Source organism: Aeromonas oralensis (assembly GCF_049665575.1).
In the GTDB taxonomy this organism is placed as follows: domain Bacteria; phylum Pseudomonadota; class Gammaproteobacteria; order Enterobacterales; family Aeromonadaceae; genus Aeromonas; species Aeromonas hydrophila.
The window spans coordinates 1118764-1143574 of the sequence record NZ_CP187186.1; the positions used below are offsets into that span (position 1 = coordinate 1118764).

Genomic DNA, 24811 nt, shown 5'->3' on the forward strand with positions numbered 1-24811 from the left:
TAGAAGATGATGATCGATATTCCTGAGGACAGGCTGGTTGCCGGTGTGGACGAGGTGGGCCGTGGCCCGCTGGTGGGTGACGTGGTCACCGCCGCGGTGATTCTTGACCCGGCCAATCCCATCATCGGGCTGAACGACTCCAAGAAGCTCTCCGAGAAGAAGCGCCTCGCCCTGTTTGACGAGATCAAAGAGAAGGCGCTGGCCTGGTCGGTTGGCCGTGCCAGCCCGGCGGAGATCGACGAGCTCAACATCCTGCACGCCACCATGCTGGCGATGCAGCGCGCCGTGGCGGGGCTCTCCATCGCGCCCGAGCTGGTCTTCATCGACGGCAACCGTTGCCCAAGTTTGCCGATGGAAGCCCGCGCCGTGGTCAAGGGTGACAGCCTGGTAGCCGCCATCAGCGCCGCCTCGATCCTGGCCAAGGTGACTCGCGATGCGGAGATGACCGAGCTGGACAGCCGTCATCCCGAGTACGGTTTCGCCCGCCACAAGGGCTATCCGACCGCGGAGCACCTCGCCATCCTGGCCGAGCGCGGTCCGCTGCCTGAATATCGCAAAAGTTTCAAACCGGTGCGTCGCGCACTGGGGATCGAATAGACCATGCAATTTAGTCCGAGCAACGAGAGGGGATGACGATGGCTGAACCCCGTTTTATCCACCTGCGGGTCCACTCCGACTTCTCCATGGTCGACGGCCTGCAGAAGATCAATCCCATCGTCGGCGCGGCAGCGGCTAACAACATGCCGGCGCTGGCGCTGACCGACCAGATGAACATGTGCGGCCTGGTGCGCTTCTACGGCGCCGCCCACGGCAAGGGCGTCAAGCCCATCGTCGGGGCCGACTTCTGGGTGCAGAGTGACGAACTCGGCGACGAGCAGTTCCGCCTCACCCTGCTCGCCATGGACAATGACGGCTACCAGAACATCACATTGCTCATCTCCCGCGGCTATCAGCGCGGTCACGTGCAGGGGCGCCCGGTCATCGACAAGGCCTGGCTGGCCGAGCACGCCAAGGGAGTGATCGTCCTCTCCGGCGGGCGCGAGGGGGACGTGGGCAAGTTCCTGCTCAAGGGCAACCGCCAGATGACCGAGCAGTGTCTCGCCTTCTATCAGAGCCACTTCCCCGACGCCTATTATCTGGAGCTGCTGCGTACCGGCCGCCCCGATGAAGAGGTTTACCTGCACATGGCGGTGGCCATTGCCACCGAGTTCGCACTGCCGGTGGTGGCCACCAACGAGGTGGTGTTCCTCACCGCCGAAGACTTCGATGCTCACGAGATCCGGGTCGCCATCCACGACGGTTATACCCTGATGGACAAGCGCCGCCCGCGCCGCTACAGCCCGCAGCAGTATCTGCGCAGCCAGGAGGAAATGGCGGAGCTGTTTGCCGACATCCCTGAGGCGCTGGAGAACACGGTGGAGATCGCCAAGCGCTGCAACGTGACGGTGCGCCTCGGTGAATACTTCCTGCCCAACTTCCCGACCGGTGACATGACCACCGAAGACTTCCTGGTCATGAAGTCGAAAGAGGGGCTGGAGGAGCGACTCGAATTCCTGTTCCCGGATCCGGCCGTGCGGGCCGAGCGTCGTCCCGAGTACGACGAGCGTCTCGACATCGAGCTCAAAGTGATCAACCAGATGGGCTTCCCGGGTTACTTCCTCATCGTGATGGAGTTTATCCAGTGGTCCAAGGACAACGGCATCCCCGTTGGCCCGGGCCGGGGCTCGGGGGCGGGTTCCCTGGTGGCCTACGCACTCAAGATCACCGACCTCGACCCGCTGGAATTTGACCTGCTGTTCGAACGTTTCCTGAACCCCGAGCGGGTATCCATGCCCGACTTCGACGTCGACTTCTGCATGGACAGACGGGACGAGGTGATCGACCATGTCTCCGAGATGTATGGCCGGGAAGCGGTATCGCAGATCATCACCTTCGGCAGCATGGCGGCCAAGGCGGTGGTGCGGGACGTGGGCCGAGTGCTGGGCCACGCTTATGGTTTTGTGGATCGCATCTCCAAGCTGATCCCGCCGGATCCGGGCATGACGCTCGCCAAGGCGTTCGAGGCCGAACCCAAGCTGCCCGAGCTCTACGAGCAGGATGAGGAGGTCAAGGACCTCATCGACATGGCCCGCCGGCTGGAAGGGGTGGTGCGCAATGCCGGTAAACACGCCGGTGGCGTGGTGATCGCGCCCACCAAGATCACCGACTTCGCGCCGCTCTACTGCGATGACGAAGGCCATCACCCGGTCACCCAGTTCGACAAGAACGACGTGGAGTATGCCGGGCTGGTGAAGTTCGACTTCCTGGGTCTGCGCACGCTCACCATCATCGACTGGGCGCTCGGCATGATAAACCCGCGCCTTGCCAAAGAGGGCAAGCCGCCGGTCGACATCGCCGCCATCCCCATCGACGACAAGCGCTCGTTCGACCTGCTGCAGCGCTACGAGACCACCGCGGTATTCCAGCTGGAATCCCGTGGCATGAAGGATCTCATCAAACGGCTGCAGCCTGACTGCTTCGAAGACATGATCGCACTGGTGGCGTTGTTCCGCCCGGGCCCGCTGCAGTCGGGCATGGTGGACAACTTCATCGAGCGCAAGCACGGCAAGGAGGCCATCTCCTATCCGGACGAGAAGTGGCAGCACGAGAGCCTCAAACCCATACTCGAGCCCACCTACGGCATCATTCTCTATCAGGAGCAGGTGATGCAGATTGCCCAGACCCTGGCGGGTTATACGCTGGGTGGCGCTGACATGCTGCGCCGGGCGATGGGCAAGAAAAACCCGAAGAGATGGCCAAGCAGCGGGCCGGCTTCGAGGAGGGGGCGGTCAAGAACGGCGTCGACGGCGAACTGGCGATGAAGATCTTCGATCTGGTGGAGAAGTTTGCAGGCTACGGCTTCAACAAATCCCACTCTGCCGCCTATGCGCTGGTCTCCTACCAGACCCTCTGGCTCAAGACCCACTTCCCGGCGGAGTTCATGGCGGCGGTAATGACCGCCGACATGGACAACACCGACAAGATAGTGACCCTGGTGGACGAGTGCCAGCGGATGGGGCTGACCGTGATCCCGCCGGACGTGAACACCGGCCGCTACCGCTTCAGCGTCAACGAAGATGGCCACATCGTCTACGGCATCGGCGCGGTGAAGGGGGTGGGGGAAGGCCCCATCGATGCGATCCTAGAAGCGCGGGATCGGGACGGCCCCTTCCGGGATCTGTTCGACTTCTGCAACCGGGTCGACATCAAGAAGCTCAACAAGCGGGTGATGGAGAAGCTCATCCTCTCCGGCGCCATGGACCGGCTCGGCCCCCACCGCGCCGCCCTGATGGCGACCCTGGAGGAGGCGATGCGCGCCGCCGAGCAACACGCCAAGGCGCAGGCGGTGGGTCAGGTCGACATGTTCGGCGTGCTCACCGAAGAGATAGACGACGTCAAGAAGGCGTTCGCCAACGTGCCGCACTGGCCTGACAAGGTGTGGCTGGAAGGGGAGCGCGAGACCCTCGGGCTCTACCTCACCGGTCACCCCATCAACCAGTACAGCGGCGAGCTGCGTCGTTATACCTCGGGTCGTCTGTGCGATCTGCACCCCACCTCCCGCGATACCGTGACCACGGCCGCAGGCTTGGTGATTGCGGCGCGCAGCATGGTGACCAAGCGTGGCAACAAGATGGGGATCTTTACCCTGGACGACCGTTCCGGTCGCCTCGATGTGACCCTGTTCAGTGAAGCGCTGGAAAAGTATGAAGAATTGATGCAAAAAGACCGTATTTTGGTGGTTTCTGGACAGGTCAGCTTTGATGACTTCTCCGGTGGCCTTAAAATGTCGGCCCGTGAATTACTGGATATCAACGATGCGAGAGAGCGTTTTGCCAGGGCGATCCGCATCTCTCTCGATGAACAGCAGATTGATGATCGTTTTTTCCCGCGTTTGTGCGAGATTTTGGAACCCGCCCGTGCCGGAGTTTGTCCGGTTCAGGTAAACTATCGTCGCCCCGGCTCCCGGGTGCGATTGACGCTCGGTACCGAGTGGCGGGTGACGCCCACCGATCAACTGATAGATGACTTGCGCGTCCTGCTTGGACGAGAGCGGGTTGAATTGGTTTTTGATTAGAGGATCTATAGTCCCTATGAGTCTTTTTCTGGATTTTGAACAGCCGATCGCCGAGTTGCAGGCACAGATCGATGAACTGCGCCATGTGAGCGAGCACAACAGTGCCGTGGATCTCAACGAAGACATTCGCCGGCTGGAGAAGAAAAACGAAGAGCTGACCAAGAAGATCTTCGGCGATCTGGGGGCCTGGCAGGTATCTCAGATGGCGCGTCATCCCCAGCGCCCCTATACCCTCGACTACATCGAGCACATCTTCACCGACTTCGACGAGCTGGCCGGCGATCGCGCCTATGCCGATGACAAGGCCATCGTCGGCGGTATCGCCCGTCTCGACGGCGAGCCGGTGATGGTCATCGGCCACCAGAAGGGGCGTGAGACCAAGGAGAAGATCAAGCGCAACTTCGGCATGCCGCGCCCGGAAGGGTACCGCAAGGCCCTGCGTCTGATGGAGATGGCCGAGCGCTTCAAGATGCCGATCATCACCTTCATCGACACCCCGGGCGCTTATCCTGGCGTCGGTGCCGAGGAGCGCGGCCAGTCCGAGGCGATTGCCCGCAACCTGAAAGTGATGGCCGGTCTGACCGTGCCGGTGGTCTGCACCGTGATCGGTGAAGGCGGCTCCGGCGGCGCCCTGGCCATCGGCGTCGGCGATCGCGTCAACATGTTGCAGTACTCCACCTACTCGGTCATCTCGCCGGAAGGGTGCGCCTCCATCCTGTGGAAGAGCGCCGACAAGGCGCCGGTCGCGGCTGATGCCATGGGCATCACCGCCCAGCGGCTGAAAGAGCTGAAACTCATCGACAACATCGTCGAGGAGCCGCTCGGTGGTGCCCACCGCAATGTGGAAAAAGATGGCCAAGCGCCTGAAAGACCGCATTCAGCAGGATCTGAACGCCCTGCGCCCGCTCGAGACCGAGCAGCTGCTGGAGCAGCGCTACCAGCGCCTGCTGGGCTACGGCTACTGCTAAGCCCGCTTCGGTATCGCACCATGCTGGAAGGCCCCCGCTCTGCGGGGGCCTTCTTTTTGGGCGAGAGTTTGGGCGAAAGCGGGGCAGTGAAAAATCCTGTTCATATGGATACCTGTTGGCACGATGTTTGCCAAAACCACCCTGTTGGATCAATTCAACGGCGATTTGTAGCCAAAAAAAGTGGGATCCCGCTCCCGTTTTGCTTAAAGTGATTGTTTCCGATCGACCTGATCGGCATGCCCGCAAGGACGCTCTGCGGACGTAAACAGGCCAGCCCGGCCTGATTCACAGGAATGTTCACCTTCCCGGCGGCCCAGTCTTGTGCAGCACCCTGCTGCGTCCAGCCGCCCCGGTGTTACGTCACTCTCATCGTGCATCGTCTCCATCTGCAGCGAGTGAATCATGAGCGAATCGGTTTTTGAGATCCATGACTGGACCCTGAGCGTCGACGACAACATGCTGTGTCGTCCCGACCGCGAGGTCTACCTCGAGCCCCGGCTAGTCAATCTGTTGCGCTTCCTGGCCAGCAACGCCGGCACGGTATTTGGGCGTGACTGCCTGATCAACGAGGTGTGGGACGGCGCCGAAGTGACCGATCAGGTGGTGACCCAGTCCATCTTCGAGCTGCGCAAGATCCTCAAAGACGGTCGCAACGATGCCGCCGACTACATAGTCACCGTGCCCAAGCGCGGCTACAAGCTGGTGGCGCCGGTGAGGCCGCTGCAAGTGGTGTCGGTGGTGATGGCGCCAGCTGGCAACGAAGTCCAGAGCGATTTGAGCCCGCCGCTGGCAGAGGAGGACGTGGAGGCCGTGGTCACCGCGGCCCCCTTCCCGGCCGGCCCATTGACCCGGGCCATCTCGAGCCACGCCCAGGATGGCCGCAGCCGCTGGAAGATGATCGGCTTCGATGTTTTCGTCGCGGTGATCCTGGTCTCCATCGTCAGCCTGCTCAGCTATCAGCACGCCAGCCCCCAGGTGCACTCCATGCTGGATCCCGACCTGCTGGTATTTCGCTTTCACTCCGGCATGGATGGCAGCAACGAGAACGTGCGCCTGGCCGACGGCATCACCCGCGCCCTGATGGGGGAGGTGGCCGCCGCCACGCCGCTGCGGGTGCAGTATGGTGCCAACACCCTGATGGGGGGCATCCTGCCCGGCAAGGAGCTGAGCGTGCGGGTCTCCCGTCAGCCGGGGGGCACCTATCTCGATCTGGAGTACCGCAACATCAACACCAACCGGGTGCTGTTCAGCCACCAGTACCAGCTCAGCCGTCACAACGTGCACGGGGTATTGCAGGCGAGCAGCCAGGATCTGCTGCACGCCCTCGATCAGCCGGACGTGCTGCCCGGCATGGGCTGGCCGACGGATGACGGGGCGCTGATGGCCATGATGGAGGCGCACTACTACATCAACAGCCAGGACCCGGTGGCCCTCAAACGCGGTGTCGAGCTGCTCGACAAGTCGCTGGCCAGCCAGCCGGATCAGCCGCTGCTGCTGGCGGAGCGTTATCTGGCCGGGGAGGCGCTGGCGACCCTGACGGGGACGCCCCAGAGCGAGCGCCTGCAGGGCATAGGTGCCCATCTGGCCAGCGTGGTACGGGATCAGGCCGCCCTGCCGGCCCGGGTCTGGGAGGCCCTTACCTTGCAGGCGATCCTGAACGGGCAGCAGCAGGAGGCTACCCGCCTGCTGGCCGAGGCAGCCAGCCGGGGCCGCTCCGTGCTCTATCACATTCTGCGTGGCAAGCTGGCCGAGCTGGATGGCCGCCCCGAGGCGGCGGGGGATGCCTACAGCCAGGCCTTCCTGATGGAGGCGACCGAGCAGACCTATCTGCTCTGCCAGCAGCTCGGTTTTTACAGCAACATGGAAACCCTCACCCCGGCCCTGTTCAATGCCCTTGGCCAGAGCAAGGTGAAGCTGTTCTGATTCCTTTCGGGGCCATCTTGGCCCTGTCGTCAAGGCGGCGCTCCCCGCCGGTTGCCTAGGGGCGCCGGCGGGTGCGCCGTCTGACCTTCTCTCAGCCATATCCATCCCCATCCCAGGTCTGCCCCGTGCAGGCATGAGTCATGGTTGCCGCCATCCTTGGCGCCAGCATCGAACTGTCTCTCTGTCTCCCCGCCGAACCTCTGAACCGCCGAACCAGCCGAGCTGGCGCCGGTTTTTACCGTGCTGCAGGCACTCAAGGTGCCCGATCTCAGCCTTGATATTGTCTTGAGTTGTCTTGAGTTGTCTTGAGCCAGGAGCGCGGCGCGGTTGTGGGCACCAGCCGGTGCCTGTTGCGGCGGCCGAGCATTGGCAAGGCGCTGCCGGCCGAAGGAAATAGCGCGCTCACGGTCGACGGGGTGCAAAAACACCCAGCAAAAAGGGTCGTGCGAACCCGTCTGCCGGGCATGGCCGGACTCGGTGGGTCATGAATGACGCTCTTTCTGCCGCGACGCCCCTCAGAAAAATATCAAGGCGTGTCGACTGGCGCTCATCGCCCGCATCAAGGGGGGCGGTGGATATCAAGGTTTTATCAAGGTGCTTGATGGCGCATCAGCCAGCCGATTGTTTTTAAAGTGTTTTTATCGATTTAGGCCACCTGCTCGAAAAAGTTCACTCATGTTTTTATCCCTTAGCTGGTCTTTATGTTTTCCGGGGACGAGGAGCCTAGTCTGTGGCCATTGGTTGGCGGGAGGCTCCGCCAAGCGTGTGTTTGATGCCTTAATATCGACCCGGAGATTTTATGTCCCTAAATACGAGCAAGAAGATCGGCCTTGTCGCCTGTACAGGTGTGGTGGCCGGCAACATGATGGGAAGCGGTATTGCACTGCTGCCCTCGGCCCTGGCCACCATAGGTTCCATCTCTGTGTTCAGCTGGGCCATCTGCCTGGTCGGCGCCATGGGGTTGGCTTTCGTGTTTGCCCGCCTCGCCACCAAGAACCCGCAAGAGGGTGGTCCCATCGCCTATGCTGGCGAGATCTCCCCGGTGTTCGGTTTCCAGACCGGTGTGCTTTATTACCACGCCAACTGGATCGGTAACCTGGCCATCGCTATTACCGGCGTCTCCTACCTCTCCGTCTTCTTCCCCATTCTCAACAGCCCAATCCCGGCCGCCGCGGCCACCATCGCCGCCGTCTGGATCTTCACCTTCGTCAACCTGCTTGGCGGCAGCTGGGTGAGCCGGCTCTGTACCCTGGGGCTGGTGCTGATCCTGTTGCCGGTAGTGGGTACTGCCGTGATGGGCTGGGGCCATTTTGATGCCACCGTCTACAGCCAGAACTGGAACACCACCAGCGGCAGCGACCTGCATGCGGTCATCAGCGCCGTGCTGATCTGCCTCTGGTCCTTCGTGGGCGTGGAGTCCGCCGCCGTCTCTTCCGGCATGGTGAAGAACCCCAAGCGCACCGTACCGCTCGCCACCATGCTGGGTACCGGTATCGCGGGTGTTATCTACATCCTCTCCACCCAGGTGATCAGCGGCATGTTCCCGGCCGGTGAAGTGGCTGCCTCCGGCGCCCCGTTTGCCATGGCCTCTTCTGCCATCTTCGGCAGCTGGTCTGCACCGTTCGTCTCCGCCTTCACCGCGCTGGCCTGCTTCACCTCGCTGGGTTCCTGGATGATGCTGGTGGGCGAGGCGGGCAAGCGCGCCGCCCACGACGGCAACTTCCCGAAAATCTACGGTGAAGTGGACAAGAACGGCGTCGCCAAGAAGGGCCTGATCCTGGGCTCCCTGAAGATGACTGCGCTGATGGTCGGCCTGACCGCCTTCACCTCCCAGTCCGCTCACGCTGCCGACCTGTTCAACGTGCTGACCACAGATGCGGTGCTGCTGACCATGCTGCCCTACTTCTACTCCAGCATTAACCTGATCCGTTTTGAAGGCATGACCTCCCGCAGCATCGGCGCCATGATCTTCTCCGGTGTGGCCTGCGTCTTCTGTCTGGTGGCCCTGATGGGTGCCAAGGGTTCCAACCTCACAGCTACCTTCGTGGTGTCGCTCATCATCCTGATGTTCTACGCCAAAAAACTGGGTCTGCGTCAGCACGATGCCCTGCTGAACGAACAACCCAGCAACTGATTTCCCCTTTTATCTTCCGAGCGCTCTTCACTCACCATCCCTGATGGAGAGCGCCCCTTTACGTGTGGAGCATTACGATGAATATCATTGCCATCCTCAACCACCTCGGCGTTTTCTTTAAAGAAGAGCCCATTCGCCAGCTGCAAGCCTCCCTCGAGCGCAAGGGTTTCGAGGTTGTTTATCCGGTCGACGTCGCCGACCTGCTGCAACTGATTGAGAAGAACCCCCGCGTTTGCGGCGCCATCTTCGACTGGGACAAATACTCTCTGGGTCTGTGCAAGGAGATCCACGATCGCAACGAGAAGCTGCCGATCTTCGCCTTCGCCAACGACCAGTCCACTCTGGATATTCACCTGACCGACCTGCGTCTGAACGTGCACTTCTTCGAGTACCGTCTCGGCATGGCTGACGACATCGCCCTCAAGATGGGTCAGGCCACTCAGGAGTATCAGGACGCCATCTTGCCGCCATTCACCAAGGCACTGTTCAAGTACGTGGAAGAGGGTAAATACACCTTCTGTACTCCGGGTCACATGGGCGGTACCGCCTTCCAGATGAGCCCGGCCGGCAGCATCTTCTATGACTTCTATGGCCCGAACGCGTTCAAGGCCGACGTCTCCATCTCCATGCCGGAGCTGGGCTCCCTGCTGGATCACTCAGGTCCGCACAAGGAAGCTGAAGAGTACATCGCCCGTACCTTCAACGCCGATCGCTCCTATATCGTTACCAACGGCACCTCCACTGCCAACAAGATCGTCGGTATGTACTCAGCGCCGGCCGGCAGCACAGTGCTGGTTGACCGTAACTGCCACAAGTCGCTCACTCACCTGATGATGATGAACGACGTGACGCCGATCTACTTCCGTCCGACCCGCAACGCCTACGGCATTCTGGGTGGTATCCCGCAGAGCGAATTCAGCCGCGACACCATCGCTGCCAAGGTTGCCGCGACACCGGGTGCCCAGGCTCCCCGTTACGCCGTAGTCACCAACTCCACCTATGATGGCCTGCTCTACAACACCGGCTTCATCAAGGAGAGTCTGGATACTCCTTACATCCACTTCGACAGTGCCTGGGTGCCTTACACCAACTTCAGCCCGATCTATGAAGGCAAGTGCGGCATGAGCGGCGAAGCCATGCCGGGCAAGGTGTTCTACGAAACCCAGTCCACCCACAAGCTGCTGGCGGCCTTCTCCCAGGCCTCGATGATCCACATCAAGGGTGACGTGGAGGAAGAGACCTTCAACGAAGCCTTCATGATGCACACCTCCACCTCGCCGCAGTACGGCATCGTGGCCTCTACCGAGATCTCTGCTGCCATGATGCGTGGCAACACCGGCAAGCGTCTGATCAAGGACTCCATCGATCGCGCCATCTCCTTCCGCAAAGAGATCAAGCGTCTGCGTGATCAGAGCGAAGGCTGGTTCTTCGACGTATGGCAGCCGGACAACATCGACACCGTCGAGTGCTGGAAGCTGGATCCGAAAGATGACTGGCACGGCTTCAAGGGCATCGATGACAACCACATGTACCTGGATCCGATCAAGGTCACTCTGCTGACTCCGGGTATGGGTCGTGATGGCCAGCTGCTGGAGAAGGGCATCCCTGCCTCTCTGGTCTCCAAGTTCCTGGACGAGCGCGGCATCGTGGTCGAGAAGACTGGCCCTTACAACATGCTGTTCCTCTTCTCCATCGGTATCGATCAGTCCAAGGCGATGCAGCTGCTGCGTGCCCTGACCGAGTTCAAGCGTGGCTACGACCTGAACCTGACCATCAAGAGCATCCTGCCGAGCCTCTATCGTGAAGACCCGAGCTTCTACGAAGGGATGCGTATCCAGGAGCTGGCGCAGCGCATTCATGAGCTGACCAGCAAGTACCGTCTGCCGGAGCTGATGTTCAAGGCGTTCGACGTACTGCCGGAGATGAAGATGACTCCGCACGCCGCATGGCAGCAAGAGCTGGCCGGCAACGTGGTGGAAGTGCCGCTGCGTGACATGGTTGACCGCATCAGCGCCAACATGATCCTGCCGTACCCGCCGGGAGTACCGCTGGTTCTGCCGGGCGAGATGGTGACCCAGGATTCTCTGCCGGTGCTCGAGTTCCTCGAGATGCTGTGCGAGATCGGGGCCCACTATCCAGGCTTCGAGACCGACATCCATGGCCTCTATCGTCAGGCCGATGGCAGCTACACCGTCAAGGTGCTGCGTTAAGCGAGAGTGACAACAACGGGCCGCAAGGCCCGTTTTTCCCATCAGGGTTCATCCATTTTTTTGCGAGTCAGCATGAAGCGAGTTCTCTCCATCCAGTCCCACGTGGTGTTCGGCTGTGCCGGCAACAGCGCCGCCGTGTTTCCCATGCGCCGCATGGGGCTGGAGGTGTGGCCCGTCAACACGGTGCAATTTTCCAACCATACCCAGTACAGCGCAGGCTGGCAGGGGATGGTGATGCCAAACGGCCATATCCGCCAGTTGATGGCGGGGCTGGCCGATATCGGCGTACTGGGGCAGTGCGATGCGATCCTGAGCGGTTATCTCGGCTCGGCCGAGCAGGGGGAGGAGATCCTGGCGGCGGTGGCTCACCTCAAGGCACTCAATCCGCATGCCCGCTATTTTTGCGACCCCGTGATGGGGCATCCCGACAAGGGGTGCATAGTCGCGCCCGGCGTCGCCGATTTTCTGAAAAACCGGGCGCTGGCCTGCGCCGACCTGCTGGCGCCCAATCTGCTGGAGCTGGAGCAGCTGACCGGCGCGAGATCTGCAATCTGAGCGAGGCGCTGGCGGCTTGCCAGCAACTGCGTGAGGGGGGAGTCGAGCTGGTGATGGTCAAGCATCTGGGCCGCGCCGGCTTGAGCCTGGACCGGTTCGAGATGCTGCTGGTGTGCGAGGAGGGGGCGTTTCATATCTCGCGCCCCCTCTATGAGTTTCAGCGTCAGCCCATCGGGGTGGGGGATCTGCTGAGCGCCACCATGCTGGCCAACCTGTTGGCGGGCTTTACGCCGGTGGCGGCGTTCGAGCGCACCAATGCCAGCGTGGATGCGGTGCTGGCCCAAACCTGGCTGGCGGGCGCCTACGAGCTGCAGCTGGTCGCCGCCCAGCAGGCGATGGTCGAGCCCGAGATCCGCACCTGTGCCCGCCGGCTGCCGGCCTGACGGTGGCGCTTAGCCGGCGCGCCTGGCCAGTTGTACACCTTGGTGCGCGCCAAGCGGCTTGCGACCGGGCCGGCTGAGCGGGGCACAGGCCAGCTTGAGGCGGCGCCACTCGCGCCACAGCAGCCAGCACAGCGGCAGGGTCAGCAACACCACGGTCGTGGGCTGGGCCAGCAGTACGCCGACCCGGCCCCACCAGAGCGGCAGCATGAAGATCAGCGGCAGCAGCAGCAGGGTCTTTGCGGCCGAGATGAGCAGCGCCTGGCGGGTACGGGCCATGGACTGCAGCAGTACGATGCCGAACATGATGATCCCTTCCAGCGGAATGGCGCCGAGGTTGAGAGTCAGGCTGCTGATGGCGGCCGCGAGCAGCTCGCCATCTTGATCGCCGGTGTAGAGCATGGCTACCTGGCGCGGCAGCAGCTGGATCAGCAGCCAGACCGCCAGACCGTAGATGAGCGTGATCTTGAGCCCCATCTCCATCAGGAACTTGAGGTCACGATGGCGTTTGGCGCCGGCCGCCTGGCTGACCAGCGGCTGAATGCCGAAGGCCAGCCCCTGCAGGATGACGATGAACACCGCCTCGGTGTAACCGGCCACGGTGAAGCCGGCCAGATCCTTGACCGAACCGTGCACCATCAGCTGGCTGTTGTGCAGCAGCAGCAGCAGACCGAGGTTGAACTGGGCGATCAGGCTCGGCAGGCCGGTGAACAGCAGGTTCGGCATGGTCGGGAAGTCGGGCACCAGGTGGCGCCACTCTATGCGCAGTTTGGCATGGCGGGTAAAGAAATAACCGAGCCCGAGCAGGCTGACGACCCCTTCCGAGATGAGGGTGGCCTGCGCCGTACCGATCAGACCCAGCCCCAGCCGGCCCACCATGATGTAGTTGAGGATGATGTTGAGGATGGCGCCGCTGCTGACCAGCAGCATGGCGAGACGGGGGCGGCCGTCGTTGCGCAGCAGATAGGGGACCGCCAGGTTGCAGGCCAGCAGCAGGGTGCCGCCGCCAATCCAGTAGAGGTAGTCGCTGGCCTGTTGCCAGGTGTCGGTACCCTGTTCAATGCCCAGTGCCAGTAGGATGTCGATGTGCCAGTAGTGCAGCAGCAGTGGCGCCACGGCGCCCAGCAGTCCCAGCAGCCAGAGCGCATTGACCAGTGCCTGGCGGGCCAGACCGAAATTTCTGGCGCCCTGCTGGAAGGAGATGGCGGTGGCCGCCCCCATGCTGATCATGGCGGCGAGACCGATCAGTACCATGATTACCGGGTAGACCAGGTTGATGCCGGCGAGGCCGGCGGCCCCCACGTAGTGACCGACAAAGATGCCATCGACCAGGTAGTAGGCGCCGGATACCAGCATGGCCATGATGGAGGGGAGGGCATAGCCCCAGAAACGGCGGGTCATCGCCCGCTGGCGCAGAGTGAAGTAGGCAGACATATCTGTTCTCTTGGGGAGTTCGATTATCGAGCAGATAGTCTAGATTAATATTTTTTTATCGATAATCCGGTTTCTACTTGATGAATTGATGAGCCATATTCATCAATCAGCGTGACTGGTAGTGTCCCTTGAGCATGTCGATAAGGGCGCGCAGCCCGTTGCCCAGCTGATGGCGACTGGGATAGAAGAGCGAGAAACCGACGAAGGTGGGGCACCAGGGCTCCAGTACGCTCACCAGGGTGCCCTCGGCCAGCTGCCTGCTCACCTCCTCTTCCAGACAGTAGGCCAGTCCCAGTCCCGCCTCGGCGGCCCCCAGGTAGAGGGCCGGCGTGCTGGTGGTGAGCGGCCCGGTCACTTCGATCTCCAGCATGGCGCCCTCCTCGCCGGCAAAGGCCCAGCGATAGTGATGGGAGGGGGTGAGCCGATAGCCGATGCAGGCGTGCCGGGTCAATTCGCGCGGGTGCTGCGGGGTGCCGTGCTCGGCCAGATAGGCAGGGGAGGCCACCACCAGATAGCGCTGGGGCGGGCCGAGCGGGACCCCGATCATCTCCTTGGGCAGCAGATCCCCATAGAAGAGGGCGGCGTCATAGCCATCTTCGATGAGGCGCGGCATCAACTCCTGCTCCACCACCTCCACCTGCATGCGCGGGTAACGCACCATGTAATCGATCAGCACCGGGGCCAGCAACTCATCGATGGCACCGCGCGGTGCGCTGATCTTCAGCCTTCCTACCGGTTCGTCGCTGTGACGGGCCAGCTCACCCAGTGCGCTCTCCAGATGGCTCAAAGTTGGCAGCAACTGGGTCAGCAGGCGCTGACCCGCATCGGTGGGGACCACGGCGCGGGTACTGCGATTGAGCAGCCGTACCCCCAAACGGGTCTCCAGCCCTTTCAGGCTGTGGCTCAGGGCGGAGGCAGACACGCCGAGTTCGAGGGCGGCCTTGCTGAAACTCTGGTGGCGGGCGACGGCGGCAAACACCGCCAGTTCGGCGAGATCGGTACGGGTGATGGCCATATCAATTCAGCGAAAAAATGTTGAGCAACAGGGTACGTCAGCGGACGGCGAGGCACAACCCGAGCAATAAATAGTCGAATGTAAACAATTTGTTGTACCTACAAGGATATAGATACGGGTGAAACTACCTCTGTTTGTTAACGGCTGTTCACAAAATTGGGCTCGTAACGTGATCTATGACGCCAGAAAGGCGATTCCAGTCAAACTTTGGTTGATTAATTCAAAAAAACACTGTGATCGCTAAGGGGATTTAATTAGAGTCAGCGCATCGGAACAAAAGCGTGTTAGCGAGTTGTAAAGTCTGACGCGTTTGTGGCCCTCTGGCCTATGACCCGCTGGCTTGTTTGTTGCAATTTGGTTGTTACATGGAGTGATGACCAGCTTGCCGGGCTGGCGGGATGAGAATAACAGGGATGGACTGCAGGAGTTCCAGGGAGATGGGACAGGGCATTGCGCCCGGTTGACTAGAACTTTTCTATTTTCCTTGATGACAGGAACACCCCTATGTCTGACATGAACATTGCAGTAGAAGGCCGCTTAGCCAGTAATGCGTCTTCCCGTGGCATCAACAAGGCCGATGTGGTCTGGATGCTGGGTCTGTACGGTACCGCCATCGGTGCCGGTGTACTCTTCCTGCCGATCAACGCCGGTGTAGGTGGTCTGTGGCCGCTGGTCGCCATGCTGATCCTGGCCCTGCCGCTGACTTTCTTTGCTCACCGTGGCCTGACCCGTTTCGTGCTCTCCGGTTCTACCCGTGATGGCGACATCACCGAGGTAGTGGAAGAGCATTTCGGCAAGACCGCAGGCAAGTTCATCACCCTGCTCTACTTCTTTGCCATCTACCCGATCGTACTGATGTACTCGGTAGCCATCACCAACACCGTCGAGAGCCTGATTGTTCACCAGCTGGGCATGACTGCACCTCCCCGTGCCATCCTGTCACTGGCGCTGATCCTGGGTCTGATGGCGGTTGTTCGTCTGGGCGGCCAGGTTATCGTCAAAGCGATGAGCGTGCTGGTATTCCCGTTCGTGATCACCCTGATGGGTCTGGCGTTCTACCTGATCCCGCACTGGAACGGTGCCATCATCACCGAAGCGCCGGCCCTGTCCGACGCCTTCAACGGTGACTTCATCAAGACCCTGTGGCTGGCTATCCCGGTCATGGTGTTCTCCTTCAACCACTCCCCGATCATCTCCTCCTTCGCGGTGGACAACAAAGGTCGTTACGGTGAAGGTGCCGAGAAGAAGTGCAGCAACATCCTGCTGGGCGCCCACGTCATGATGGTAATGACCGTTATGTTCTTCGTATTCAGCTGTGTACTGAGCCTCTCCCCGGCTGACCTGGCTGCTGCCAAGGAACAGAACATCTCCATCCTGTCCTACCTGGCCAACCACTTCGACAACCCGGTTATCGCCACCGTGGCTCCGCTGATCGCCATGGTAGCCATCAGCAAGTCCTTCCTGGGTCACTACCTGGGTGCACAAGAGGGCATGAACGGTCTGATGGCCAAGGCGCTGCGTGAGAAAGGCAAGAACGTTGACGTCAAACAGCTGAACAAAGTGACCGCAGTGTTCATGATCCTGACCACCTGGGCCATCGCCACCATCAACCCGAGCATCCTCGGGATGATTGAAGACCTGGGCGGCCCCATCATCGCGATGCTGTTGTTCCTGATGCCGATGTACGCCATCACCAAGGTGCCGGCCATGCGCAAATACGCTGGCAACATCAGCAACGCGTTCGTGACCATCATCGGCCTGATCGCCATGTCCGGTATCATCTACAAGCTGATTGCCTGATAACACGGGTTACCCGGTTGAATGAAGCAGCCGCCTCGCAAGAGGCGGCTTTTTTTATGGCCGCTGTCCATGGATACGGCCTTGCATAAAACCGGGCATATTCTTGCCATCGTGCTTAACAAAGGGGCGGGGCAGGCCTAACATGGCGGGATGTTTTTCTAGTCGGGACAAAAGGATATGTCTGGGTTGAAAAAGGATCTCGGGCTCTGGCAGGGAATGGGGCTGCTCGCTACCTCGCTGCTCGGCACCGGGATCTTCGTGGTGCCGGCGACCGCCGCCTCGCTGGCGGGTGGGGCCTCGCTCTGGGCCTGGTTGCTGTTGATTGCGCTGGTGCTGCCGATTGCCTTCACCTTCGCGCGCCTCGGCCGCCGTTATCCCCACGCCGGCGGCGCGCCGCACCTGATTGGCCTTGCCTTTGGCAACGGCGCCGAGCGCTTCTCCGCCTTCCTGTTTTTGGCAGTGTTGCCGGTGGGCTTGCCCGCCGCCTTGATGATCGCCGCCGGCTTCTGGCACGCCCTGTTCGATCTGGGGGAGTGGACCCTGTGGGGCATCCAGCTGCTCACCCTGCTCGGGGTATTTTTGCTGGGGCTGCGCGGTGCGCGCTCCTCCGGCAACCTGCAACTGTTGATAGCTCTGGCCATTCTGGGGCTCACCCTGCTCATCTGGTTCAAGGGGGATATCAGCTGGCGCGACGCCGCCCGGCCGCTGCCGACGACGGACGAGTGGCCTGCCATGGCCACCGCGCTGGCGGTGATGTTCTGGTGTTTCGTCGGGCTCGAGGCCTTCGCCCACATGGGGGAGGAGTTCAAGCGGCCGGAGCGGGACTATCCCATCGCCCTGCTCGGCGGGGTGCTGCTGGCAGGGCTCATCTACTGGGTGCACTCGCTGGTGGTGCTCAAATACGGGCTCTACGGCGATGAGGCGACCAACGCCACCGCCATTCCGGCCCTGCTCTCGCTGCTGTTCGGTCCCACCGCCAAGTGGCTGGTGGCGGTGCTCGGCTATCTCTCCTGCTTTGCCAGCATCAACATCTACCTGCAGGGATTTGCCCGGCTGATCTGGAGCATGGCGCGCGAAGGCAAGCTGCCGGTCTCGCTGGCCCGTCTCACCGCCCGCGGCGCGCCGCTGCGGGCCTTGAGTCTGGTGCTCGCCATCTGTCTGGTCTGCATCACCCTGATCATCTGGCTGCGACTGCCCCTCGATGAGCTGATCCGCTATGCCAACGGCAACTTCGTGCTGGTCTACCTGCTCTGCATGGCGGCGGGCTGGCGCCTGCTCGGCGGGGTGGGCAAGGGGCTGGCGGGGGTGAGCGTGCTGCTCTGCGCCCTGGTGCTGGTGGCGCTCGCCTCCCAGGTGCTCTATGCCGTCGTGCTCAGTCTGGGGTATGGCTGCTTCTCGCTGTGGCGGCGCAGACGCCGCCGCTCGGTATCCGATGAACGTGTCTGCGCCATCAAGTAACCCGAAAAAAGCCCCGCAGTGCGGGGCTTTTTGTTGCAGGTCACAGGTTGGCGGGCAGGTCGCTGCGCAAGATGGCGTAGTGGCGCAGGGAGATAAAACCATCTCCCTTGCGTTCACACTCCCGCGCGGTGCCTTCGTAGTGAAAGCCCGCCCGCTCCAGTAGGCGGGCGGAGGGGAGATTGGGCTCCTCCACCACTGCCAGCAGCCGGTGCAGGTCGGTAGTGTGGTAAGTGAGCGGCAGCCACAGTTGCAGCGCCGCGCTTATCACCCCCTTGCCCCAATGCTCGGGATAGAGCCAGTAGCCCAGCTCGGCGTGCCGGTGAGTCGGGTCGGCATCGTTGTAACCGATGGCGCCGAGCGGTTCGCCCGTGTGCCGGTCACTAATGAGGTGCCAGGCGCCGCGGCCGGTACGGGTCAGCTCGGCATACCAGGCCATCTGGGCCTGGCACGCTGTCAGGCTGTCGTAGCTGACGCCGTAGTAGGCGACGACCCGCGGATCGGACAGGCCGCGGTAGATGTGGGGCAGATCGGCGTCGCTCACCGGATCCAGCCTGATGTGGGGTTGTTGCGTTGCTGTCATGGTGGCTCCTTGCGGCCAACCGGAGTTGGCCGCGAGTGTTGGGTCAAACAGGGATGGCTGGCAAAGCCGGTTGATGGCTCTGCTCATGATCCGACCAGCCCGAGCTGGTCGGTGAGCCTGGCCAGCTCGTCACGCCACTGCTGCTGCAGGCGCGGGGTCTGGTGCCTGGGCTTGCGGGCCAGATCGGCGGCGAGCAGGGCATCGAGTTCATACCAGCGTGCCAGCAGCGCCTCTTCGTCATCCGCCGGGCCGGCTGAGGCCTGCCCCATGGCGGCGGGGGCGGCCAGGCTTGCCTTGTCTGCTGCCGGCGAGGGCGCATCGCCGAGCAGCTCGGCATAGGCCCGCTCGGCACTGTGAGCCTCCTGGATGCGCCCATCTTTTATCAGCCAGAAGCGGTTGCAACTGCGCTCGATCAGCTCCCGATCGTGGGAGACAAGCAGCACGCCGCCCGGGAAGGCGGCAATCGCCTCGGCCAGCTCCTCCTTGCCCGCCAGATCCAGGTGGTTGGTGGGTTCGTCGAGCCAGAGCATGTGGTGGCTGCCGAGCGACAGGGCGAGAAACAGCAGCCGTGCCCGCTCGCCCCCGCTCAAGGTACGTACCTGCTGGCCGTGACGGGCATAGGGGAAGCCCGCCCGGATCAGCGCCTGACGCCGCGTCGTCTCCGGCAGAGGAGCCAGCGGGTAGAGGGCATCGCTCAGGGTGGCGTCGTCAGCCAGCTGCTGCAGGGACTGATCGTAATAGGCGATGCTGGCGCCGGGGTGGCAGTACCAGCCAGCCTGCGGGCTCTGCGCGGCCAGTTCGCGCCAGCACTGGCGCAGCAGGGAGGACTTGCCGGTGCCGTTGGCTCCGAGCAGCGCGACCCTGTCCCCCGCCCGCAGCCAGAGCCCTTCGGCGCGCAGAAGCGGCGGCAATGCTGGCGCTGGCGATACGTCGAGTGCCTCCAGTCGCAGCAGCGTGTCGGCAGGCAAGCTCACTCCGCTCAGCTCGAGCAGCCAGGGGGCCAGCGCTGCCACCTGGCTCTGCTCCTCCTGCAGGCGGGCGATGCGCTTCTCCATGGATTTGGCCTGACGCACCAGCTTCTCGTTGTCATGCTCTCGCCCCCAGATGGCGAGGCGTTTGCTGCTGGCGCTCAGGCGGTCGATCTCTTTTTGCTCGTCAGCCCGGCGCAGGCGGGCCTGCTCATCCTCGGCGGCCAGAGCCGCTCGCGCCTGGCTGCAGGGCAGGGCGAAGCGGTGCAGCTCGCCATCGCGCAGGATCAGGGTCTGCTCGGTGACCCGGTCCAGCAGACGGCCATCGTGGGAGACCAGCACGAAGGCGCCGCGCCAGCCCAGCAGAAACTGCTCGAGCCAGAGCAGGGCGGGTAAGTCCAGGTGGTTGCTGGGCTCATCGAGCAGCAGCAGGTTGGGTTGGCGCAGAAGGGCACGGCCTATCTGCAGCCGGCTGTGCTGGCCGCCGCTCAGTGTACTGACCGGCAGCGCGGCCTGGGCCTCCAGTTGCAGCTCGGCCAGCAGCTTGTCCACTTGCCATTCGGCGCTCGGATCGTTGCCCAGCACGTCAAACAGCACGGCGCGGGTGCTGAGGGTAGAGAGCCCGGCGGGTAGTTGCTGGGCCACGAACTCGCAGCGGCAGGCTGCGGCCTGCACGACACGGCCAGCTTGAGGCATGCGCTCGCCCGCCAGCAGCGCCAGCAATGTGCTCTTGCCGCAACCGTTGGCGCCAATCAGGCCGAGCCTGTCACCTGCGCGTATGCCGAGTTCGAGGTGGTCAAATAACGGAAGGTGCCCCGCACTCATCTGCAGGGAATGGGTACTCATCAGGGTTGTCATGCTCTTGCTCTCTTAAATCGCGGGATCGGAAATCCCTGTCATCAGGAGCGCTGGCGACAACGGCAGAGTCGAGAAAGGTCTCGGTATGGAAGGGAGTCGGCTTTGCTCGAACCCGCTATCGCAGCGCGATGGTATGCAGGCAAGAGCACTCGAATGTGCCGAACAGGCGAGCCGAGAACATCGGACACGCTTGGATAACCATTTTTTACCTCCTTGTGTTTCGTTATGGCACGGTGCGGCGATTATAAGCGCAGAAAAAATAACCGTCTATCCACGGCGGTGCCCTGCGGGTGAGGCGGGAAGGCGCTTTGTCAGCGGCGGGACAAAAAAACGCCCCGCTGGGCGGGGCGTGGTGATGGGGATGTCAGTCGCGCGGGGTCTTGAGCGCCTGGATTACATCTTCATTGGGGGCCAGCCCCTCCACGTGGTTGAAGCTGTCCAGCCCCTCCTGTGGATTGATGGTGAAGGCGTCGGCGCTCAGGTAGCTGCCGCTGCCGGCACTCTCGACCACGACGATGAGCTCGGGCTGCTTGTCGCCGTTGAGATCCAGCAGCTTGAGCTCCTTGATGCTGCCATCGCGCGGTAGCACCTTGCCGTCGATGAACTGATCCAGCGGGAACTGGGGGTTGGCGCCGGAGTAGAGGCGCACATCGTAGCTGCCGGTGGAGGCCGGTTCGCCGCGCCCTTCGCTGACGGTCACTACCTGGCCTGAGGGGAGCGTCAGCTGTTTGAAGAACCCGTCCGCCGCCTGGCTGGCGAGGGGCAGGGTGAGCAGGCCGAGTGTCATGAGCAAGGCTTTCATCGGTTTGACCCTTGTTACTGCGGCGGCGGTTGCCCGCCACCTGTGTCACTGTGCGAACCGGCCGGGCAATCCCGCCGGTTCGCGTCATCCGCCCCTCATCGGGGCGGTCATTACCAGATCTTGACCCGCTTGGCCGGGTCCAGATAGAGCTTGTCACCCGGCTGGATCTTGAACGCCTCGTAGAAGGCGGGGATGTTCGGCACCACGCCGTTGACCCGGTATTCCGGCGGCGAGTGGGGATCCGAGGCGAGCAGCATCTGCATCAGCTCGGGGCGATACATGCCCTTCCATACCTGGGCCCAGCCGAGGAAGAAGCGCTGCTCGCCGGTGAAGCCGTCCAGCACCGGGGCTTCCTTTCCATCCAGCGACAGCAGGTAGGCCTTGTGGGCGATGGTAAGGCCGCCCAGATCGCCGATGTTCTCACCCAGGGTGAACTGGCCGTTGACGAACTGCCCCTTGATTGGCTCGAAGCGGTTGTACTGGGCCACCAGCCGGCTGGTGCGGAAGCGAAACTCCTTGAGATCCTGGGGCGTCCACCAGTCGCGCATCACGCCGTCACCGTCGGATTTGGCACCCTGATCATCAAAACCGTGGCCCATCTCGTGGCCGATCACCCCCCCGATGGCGCCGTAGTTGACCGCATCATCCGCCGTCATGTCGAAGAAGGGGGGCTGCAGGATGGCGGCCGGGAAGACGATCTCGTTGTTGCTCGGGTTGTAGTAGGCGTTCACCGTCTGCGGCGACATGTGCCACTCGTCTCTGTCTACCGGCTTGCCGAGGCGCGCCAGGTTGTCGGCGTATTCGAAGGCGCGGGCCCGCTGCAGGTTGCCCACCAGATCGTCGGCACGGATCGCGATGGCGCTGTAATCCTTCCACTTGTCCGGGTAGCCGATCTTGGGACGGAACTTGGTGAGCTTCTCTTTGGCCTGGGCCTTGGTGGCCGGCGACATCCAGTCCAGCTCCTCGATGCTCTGGCCATAGGCGGTGCGCAGGTTCTCCACCAGCTGCTCCATGCGGGCCTTGGCCTGGGGCGGGAAGTAGCGCTCCACGTAGAGCTTGCCTACCGCCTCGCCCAGATGATCGTCCAGCACGCCGAGGGCTCGCTCCCAGGGGGCGCGCTGCTTGGGCGTGCCGTTCAGGGTGGTGCCGAAGAAGGCGAAGTTCTGGGCATCGGTCTGGCTGTCGAGGTAGGGGGCGTAATCGGTGATGAGATGCCACTTGAGGTAGGCCTGCCAGTCGCCGATAGGGGTCTGCTGCATCACCTCATTGAGGGCCGCGAGATAGGTGGGCTGGCCGATGACGAGGCTGCTCTGGCCGGCGAGGCCGGCCTGGGTCAGGTAGGCATTCCATTCGATGGTGGGGGCGAGGCGTTTGAGCTCGCTCTGGGGCCCCTTGTTGTAGTTCTTCTCCCGATCCCGCAGGGTGACGTTGTCCCATTGGATCCGGGCGAGTTTGCTCTCGAGGGCCAGGATGCGTTTGGCCTTGGCCCCGGCATCCGCCTCGCCGAAGCGGCCCAGCATGGTGGCGATGTGCTGCTCGTATTTTTGACGCAGCGCCTGGCTGGCGGCATCCGTCTTGAGGTAGTAGTCCCGATCCGGCAGACCGAGCCCGGCCTGGTAGAGGTAGACCGCATAGCTGTCCGGCGCCTTGGCGTCGGCATCGACCCAGAAACCGAACGGGGCACCGCCGCCGTTACGACCGCTCTGGGCGAAGGCCCGGGCCAGATCCTGTGGCGTGCGGATCTGCTCGATCTCGCTCAGCATCGGCATCAGCGGCGCCGTGCCTTTGGCGTTGCGGGTCGTCTGATCCAGATAGCTCTGGTAAAGGTCGTGGATCTGCTGGGCCGGTGTGCCAGCGGCGGCCTTGCCGTCCAGCCCTTCCACCAGCACTCGCACGTCCGCCAGGGATTTGTCGCGCAGCATGTAGAAGGCGCCGTCGGCGGGCCTGTCGTCCGGGATCTTGGCGGTGGAGAGCCAGTGGCCGTTCACGTAGCGAAAGAAGTCGTCACCGGGTTTGACGCTGGTGTCCATGTTGGCCAGCGCGAGGCCGGAGTGTTTGTCTGCGCCGGCCGGGGCCTGACTGCAGCCGGCCAGCAGGGCCAGCCCGACGAGGGCGGCCAGTATGCTTTTTTTGTTGTTCATTATGATGGATTCCAATTCGGGTTATGCGGCTTCCTTGCCCACGCAGGGAGCGTCTCACTCTAGCAGCCGGGTTAGCGCTTGATAAGCCCGAGTCTGCTAAGATCGGCCTGGTCGTATTGGGGAAGCCTATGATTTCTCGTATTTATTCTCGTTTTTGTCAGACTCTGCCCGCGCCGGAAGGTTCCCGTGGTCTGCTGGTGGCCTTCAGCGGCGGACTCGACTCCACCGTGCTGCTGGTGCTGGCGGCCCGTTTTGCCCGTGCCTACGGCCTTGCCCTGCGTGCCTTGCACGTCCATCACGGCCTGAGCCCAAATGCCGACGAGTGGGTGGCCCACTGCGAAAAGGTGTGTCAGCAACTGGCGGTGCCGCTGCTGGTCGAGCGGGTGCAACTTCAGCGAGGCAGTGGCGACAGCCTGGAGGCGCAGGCGCGGGAGGCCCGCTATCTGCGCCTCGCCGCTCAGCTGGGGGAGGGGGAGTGGCTGCTCACTGCCCACCATCAGGACGATCAGCTGGAGACCCTGCTGCTGGCGCTCAAGCGCGGCGCCGGCCTGCGCGGGCTTGCAGGCATGGTGCCGAGCCAGCCCTTTGCCGGCGGCCTGTTGCTGCGCCCCTTGCTCGAGGTGAGCCGGGCCGAGCTGGCCGACGCGGCGGCCAGCCTCCCCTATGGCTGGGTGGAGGATGAGAGCAATCAGGATGAGAGTTATGACCGCAACTTCCTGCGCCAACGGCTCATTCCCCAGCTCAAGGCCCGCTGGCCCGCCATGGCCCAGACCGCGGCGCGCAGCATGACGCTGTGCGCCGAGCAGGAGGCGCTGCTGGAGGAGCTGGCCGAGGCCGACTGGCGGCTGGCGGCAGCAGGAGAGGCGCTGCAGATCGCGCCGCTGCTGGCCCTGTCAGCTACCCGGCGCAACAACCTGCTGCGTTACTGGATCCGCTGTCAGGGGGGCGAGATGCCCTCTCGCGAGCAGCTTGGTCTGCTCTGGCAGGAGGTAGCGCTGGCACGGGAAGACGCCAATCCCCAGCTCAATTGGGGCGGGCAGAGCTGCCGCCGCTTTCAGGGCCGGCTTCATCTGGTGCGACCCGGGCTGCAGCCTCGCCACGAACAGCTGACATTGGCCGTGGGGGAGACGCTGATCCTGCCGGATGGGCTGGGGGAGGTGCGCCTGCTGCCGCGCCTGGAAGGCGAGGGGCTGCGGCTGCCAAGGGCGGACGAGCCGCTGTCGGTGCGCTTTGGGGTGGCCGCTGGCAGCATGCTCAAGCCGGTAGGGCGTGGCGGCAGCCGACGCCTCAAGAAGCTGCTGCAGGAGTACGGGGTTCCCTCCTGGCAGCGCGGCCGGATTCCCATCCTATATTACGGCGAGCAGGTGGCGGCGGTGGGCGAGCTGTTCCTCTGTGACGGATTCATGACGCAGGGCGCCGGTCTGGCCTGGCACTGGCTGCCGGCGGCGGCCTGTCAGCCCCCGGCGTGACG

General features: G+C 62.8%; 13 protein-coding genes and 3 pseudogenes. 10 read left to right on the top strand and 6 right to left on the bottom strand.

Annotated elements, in window-relative coordinates; translation table 11 throughout:
* Positions 1–6: 6 nt before the first annotated feature.
* The 7 genes and pseudogenes from rnhB (at position 7) to pdxY (ending at position 12287) form a co-directional block, all read left to right on the top strand.
* Positions 7–597 (top strand): ribonuclease HII, encoded by a 591-nt coding sequence (rnhB, locus tag ACPDZI_RS05515; protein ID WP_268030229.1) that lies wholly within the window; start codon positions 7–9, stop codon positions 595–597.
* A gap of 38 nt (positions 598–635) precedes the next feature.
* Positions 636–4114, top strand: a pseudogene (gene dnaE, locus ACPDZI_RS05520) (DNA polymerase III subunit alpha).
* Between the two features lie 16 nt (positions 4115–4130).
* A pseudogene (accA, locus tag ACPDZI_RS05525) lies at positions 4131–5082 on the top strand (acetyl-CoA carboxylase carboxyl transferase subunit alpha).
* A 402-nt stretch (positions 5083–5484) separates the two neighbouring features.
* Positions 5485–7005: a lysine decarboxylation/transport transcriptional activator CadC gene (gene cadC, locus ACPDZI_RS05530; protein WP_438834158.1), complete on the top strand. Its 1521-nt coding sequence runs from the start codon at positions 5485–5487 to the stop codon at positions 7003–7005.
* 799 nt (positions 7006–7804) lie between these two features.
* On the top strand, positions 7805–9139 hold the full coding sequence (cadB, locus tag ACPDZI_RS05535; protein ID WP_438834159.1) for a cadaverine/lysine antiporter: 1335 nt from the start codon (positions 7805–7807) through the stop codon (positions 9137–9139).
* Positions 9140–9216: 77 nt separating this feature from the next.
* On the top strand, positions 9217–11349 hold the full coding sequence (locus ACPDZI_RS05540; protein ID WP_438834160.1) for a lysine decarboxylase CadA: 2133 nt from the start codon (positions 9217–9219) through the stop codon (positions 11347–11349).
* A 72-nt stretch (positions 11350–11421) separates the two neighbouring features.
* Positions 11422–12287: pseudogene (gene pdxY, locus ACPDZI_RS05545) on the top strand (pyridoxal kinase PdxY).
* Positions 12288–12296: 9 nt separating this feature from the next.
* Here pdxY and ACPDZI_RS05550 read toward each other — a convergent pair.
* Both ACPDZI_RS05550 and ACPDZI_RS05555 read right to left on the bottom strand, forming a co-directional pair.
* A complete protein-coding gene (locus ACPDZI_RS05550; RefSeq protein WP_438834161.1) occupies positions 12297–13718 on the bottom strand; it encodes an MATE family efflux transporter in 1422 nt (473 codons plus the stop codon).
* Positions 13719–13824: 106 nt separating this feature from the next.
* A complete protein-coding gene (locus ACPDZI_RS05555; RefSeq protein ID WP_438834162.1) occupies positions 13825–14733 on the bottom strand; it encodes a LysR substrate-binding domain-containing protein in 909 nt (302 codons plus the stop codon).
* Between the two features lie 504 nt (positions 14734–15237).
* Here ACPDZI_RS05555 and ACPDZI_RS05560 point away from each other — a divergent pair.
* Positions 15238–16533, top strand: a complete 1296-nt coding sequence (locus ACPDZI_RS05560; protein ID WP_175610219.1) for an HAAAP family serine/threonine permease — start codon at positions 15238–15240, stop codon at positions 16531–16533.
* Between the two features lie 177 nt (positions 16534–16710).
* Positions 16711–17991, top strand: coding sequence for an L-methionine/branched-chain amino acid transporter (gene yjeH / locus ACPDZI_RS05565; RefSeq protein ID WP_263675777.1), 1281 nt, complete (start codon positions 16711–16713; stop codon positions 17989–17991).
* 40 nt (positions 17992–18031) lie between these two features.
* On the opposite strand, the gene ACPDZI_RS05570 is transcribed toward yjeH, so the two are convergent.
* The 4 genes from ACPDZI_RS05570 to ACPDZI_RS05585 all read right to left on the bottom strand — a co-directional run bounded on the left by ACPDZI_RS05570 (position 18032) and on the right by ACPDZI_RS05585 (position 23340).
* Positions 18032–18571 (bottom strand): GNAT family N-acetyltransferase, encoded by a 540-nt coding sequence (locus ACPDZI_RS05570; protein ID WP_438834163.1) that lies wholly within the window; start codon positions 18569–18571, stop codon positions 18032–18034.
* 83 nt (positions 18572–18654) lie between these two features.
* Positions 18655–20397 carry an ABC-F family ATP-binding cassette domain-containing protein gene (locus ACPDZI_RS05575; protein WP_438834164.1) on the bottom strand — a complete coding sequence of 581 codons (1743 nt, stop codon included), beginning with the start codon at positions 20395–20397 and terminating at the stop codon, positions 18655–18657.
* Between the two features lie 364 nt (positions 20398–20761).
* A complete protein-coding gene (locus ACPDZI_RS05580; RefSeq protein ID WP_016349890.1) occupies positions 20762–21199 on the bottom strand; it encodes a PliI family lysozyme inhibitor of I-type lysozyme in 438 nt (145 codons plus the stop codon).
* 110 nt (positions 21200–21309) lie between these two features.
* Positions 21310–23340, bottom strand: a complete 2031-nt coding sequence (locus ACPDZI_RS05585) for a M13 family metallopeptidase (protein ID WP_438834165.1) — start codon at positions 23338–23340, stop codon at positions 21310–21312.
* Positions 23341–23468: 128 nt separating this feature from the next.
* Here ACPDZI_RS05585 and tilS point away from each other — a divergent pair, with 128 nt between their 5' ends.
* Positions 23469–24809 (top strand): tRNA lysidine(34) synthetase TilS, encoded by a 1341-nt coding sequence (gene tilS / locus ACPDZI_RS05590; RefSeq protein WP_438834166.1) that lies wholly within the window; start codon positions 23469–23471, stop codon positions 24807–24809.
* Positions 24810–24811 lie beyond the last annotated feature (2 nt).

Bases quoted from the DNA above. Each gene is read 5' to 3' on its own strand.
- rnhB (WP_268030229.1), top strand. From the start codon at position 7: ATGATGATCGATATTCCTGAGGACAGGCTGGTTGCCGGTGTGGACGAG.
- cadC (WP_438834158.1), top strand. From the start codon at position 5,485: ATGAGCGAATCGGTTTTTGAGATCCATGACTGGACCCTGAGCGTCGAC.
- cadB (WP_438834159.1), top strand. From the start codon at position 7,805: ATGTCCCTAAATACGAGCAAGAAGATCGGCCTTGTCGCCTGTACAGGT.
- ACPDZI_RS05540 (WP_438834160.1), top strand. From the start codon at position 9,217: ATGAATATCATTGCCATCCTCAACCACCTCGGCGTTTTCTTTAAAGAA.
- ACPDZI_RS05550 (WP_438834161.1), bottom strand. From the start codon at position 13,718: ATGTCTGCCTACTTCACTCTGCGCCAGCGGGCGATGACCCGCCGTTTC.
- ACPDZI_RS05555 (WP_438834162.1), bottom strand. From the start codon at position 14,733: ATGGCCATCACCCGTACCGATCTCGCCGAACTGGCGGTGTTTGCCGCC.
- ACPDZI_RS05560 (WP_175610219.1), top strand. From the start codon at position 15,238: ATGTCTGACATGAACATTGCAGTAGAAGGCCGCTTAGCCAGTAATGCG.
- yjeH (WP_263675777.1), top strand. From the start codon at position 16,711: ATGTCTGGGTTGAAAAAGGATCTCGGGCTCTGGCAGGGAATGGGGCTG.
- ACPDZI_RS05570 (WP_438834163.1), bottom strand. From the start codon at position 18,571: ATGACAGCAACGCAACAACCCCACATCAGGCTGGATCCGGTGAGCGAC.
- ACPDZI_RS05575 (WP_438834164.1), bottom strand. From the start codon at position 20,397: ATGACAACCCTGATGAGTACCCATTCCCTGCAGATGAGTGCGGGGCAC.
- ACPDZI_RS05580 (WP_016349890.1), bottom strand. From the start codon at position 21,199: ATGAAAGCCTTGCTCATGACACTCGGCCTGCTCACCCTGCCCCTCGCC.
- ACPDZI_RS05585 (WP_438834165.1), bottom strand. From the start codon at position 23,340: ATGAACAACAAAAAAAGCATACTGGCCGCCCTCGTCGGGCTGGCCCTG.
- tilS (WP_438834166.1), top strand. From the start codon at position 23,469: ATGATTTCTCGTATTTATTCTCGTTTTTGTCAGACTCTGCCCGCGCCG.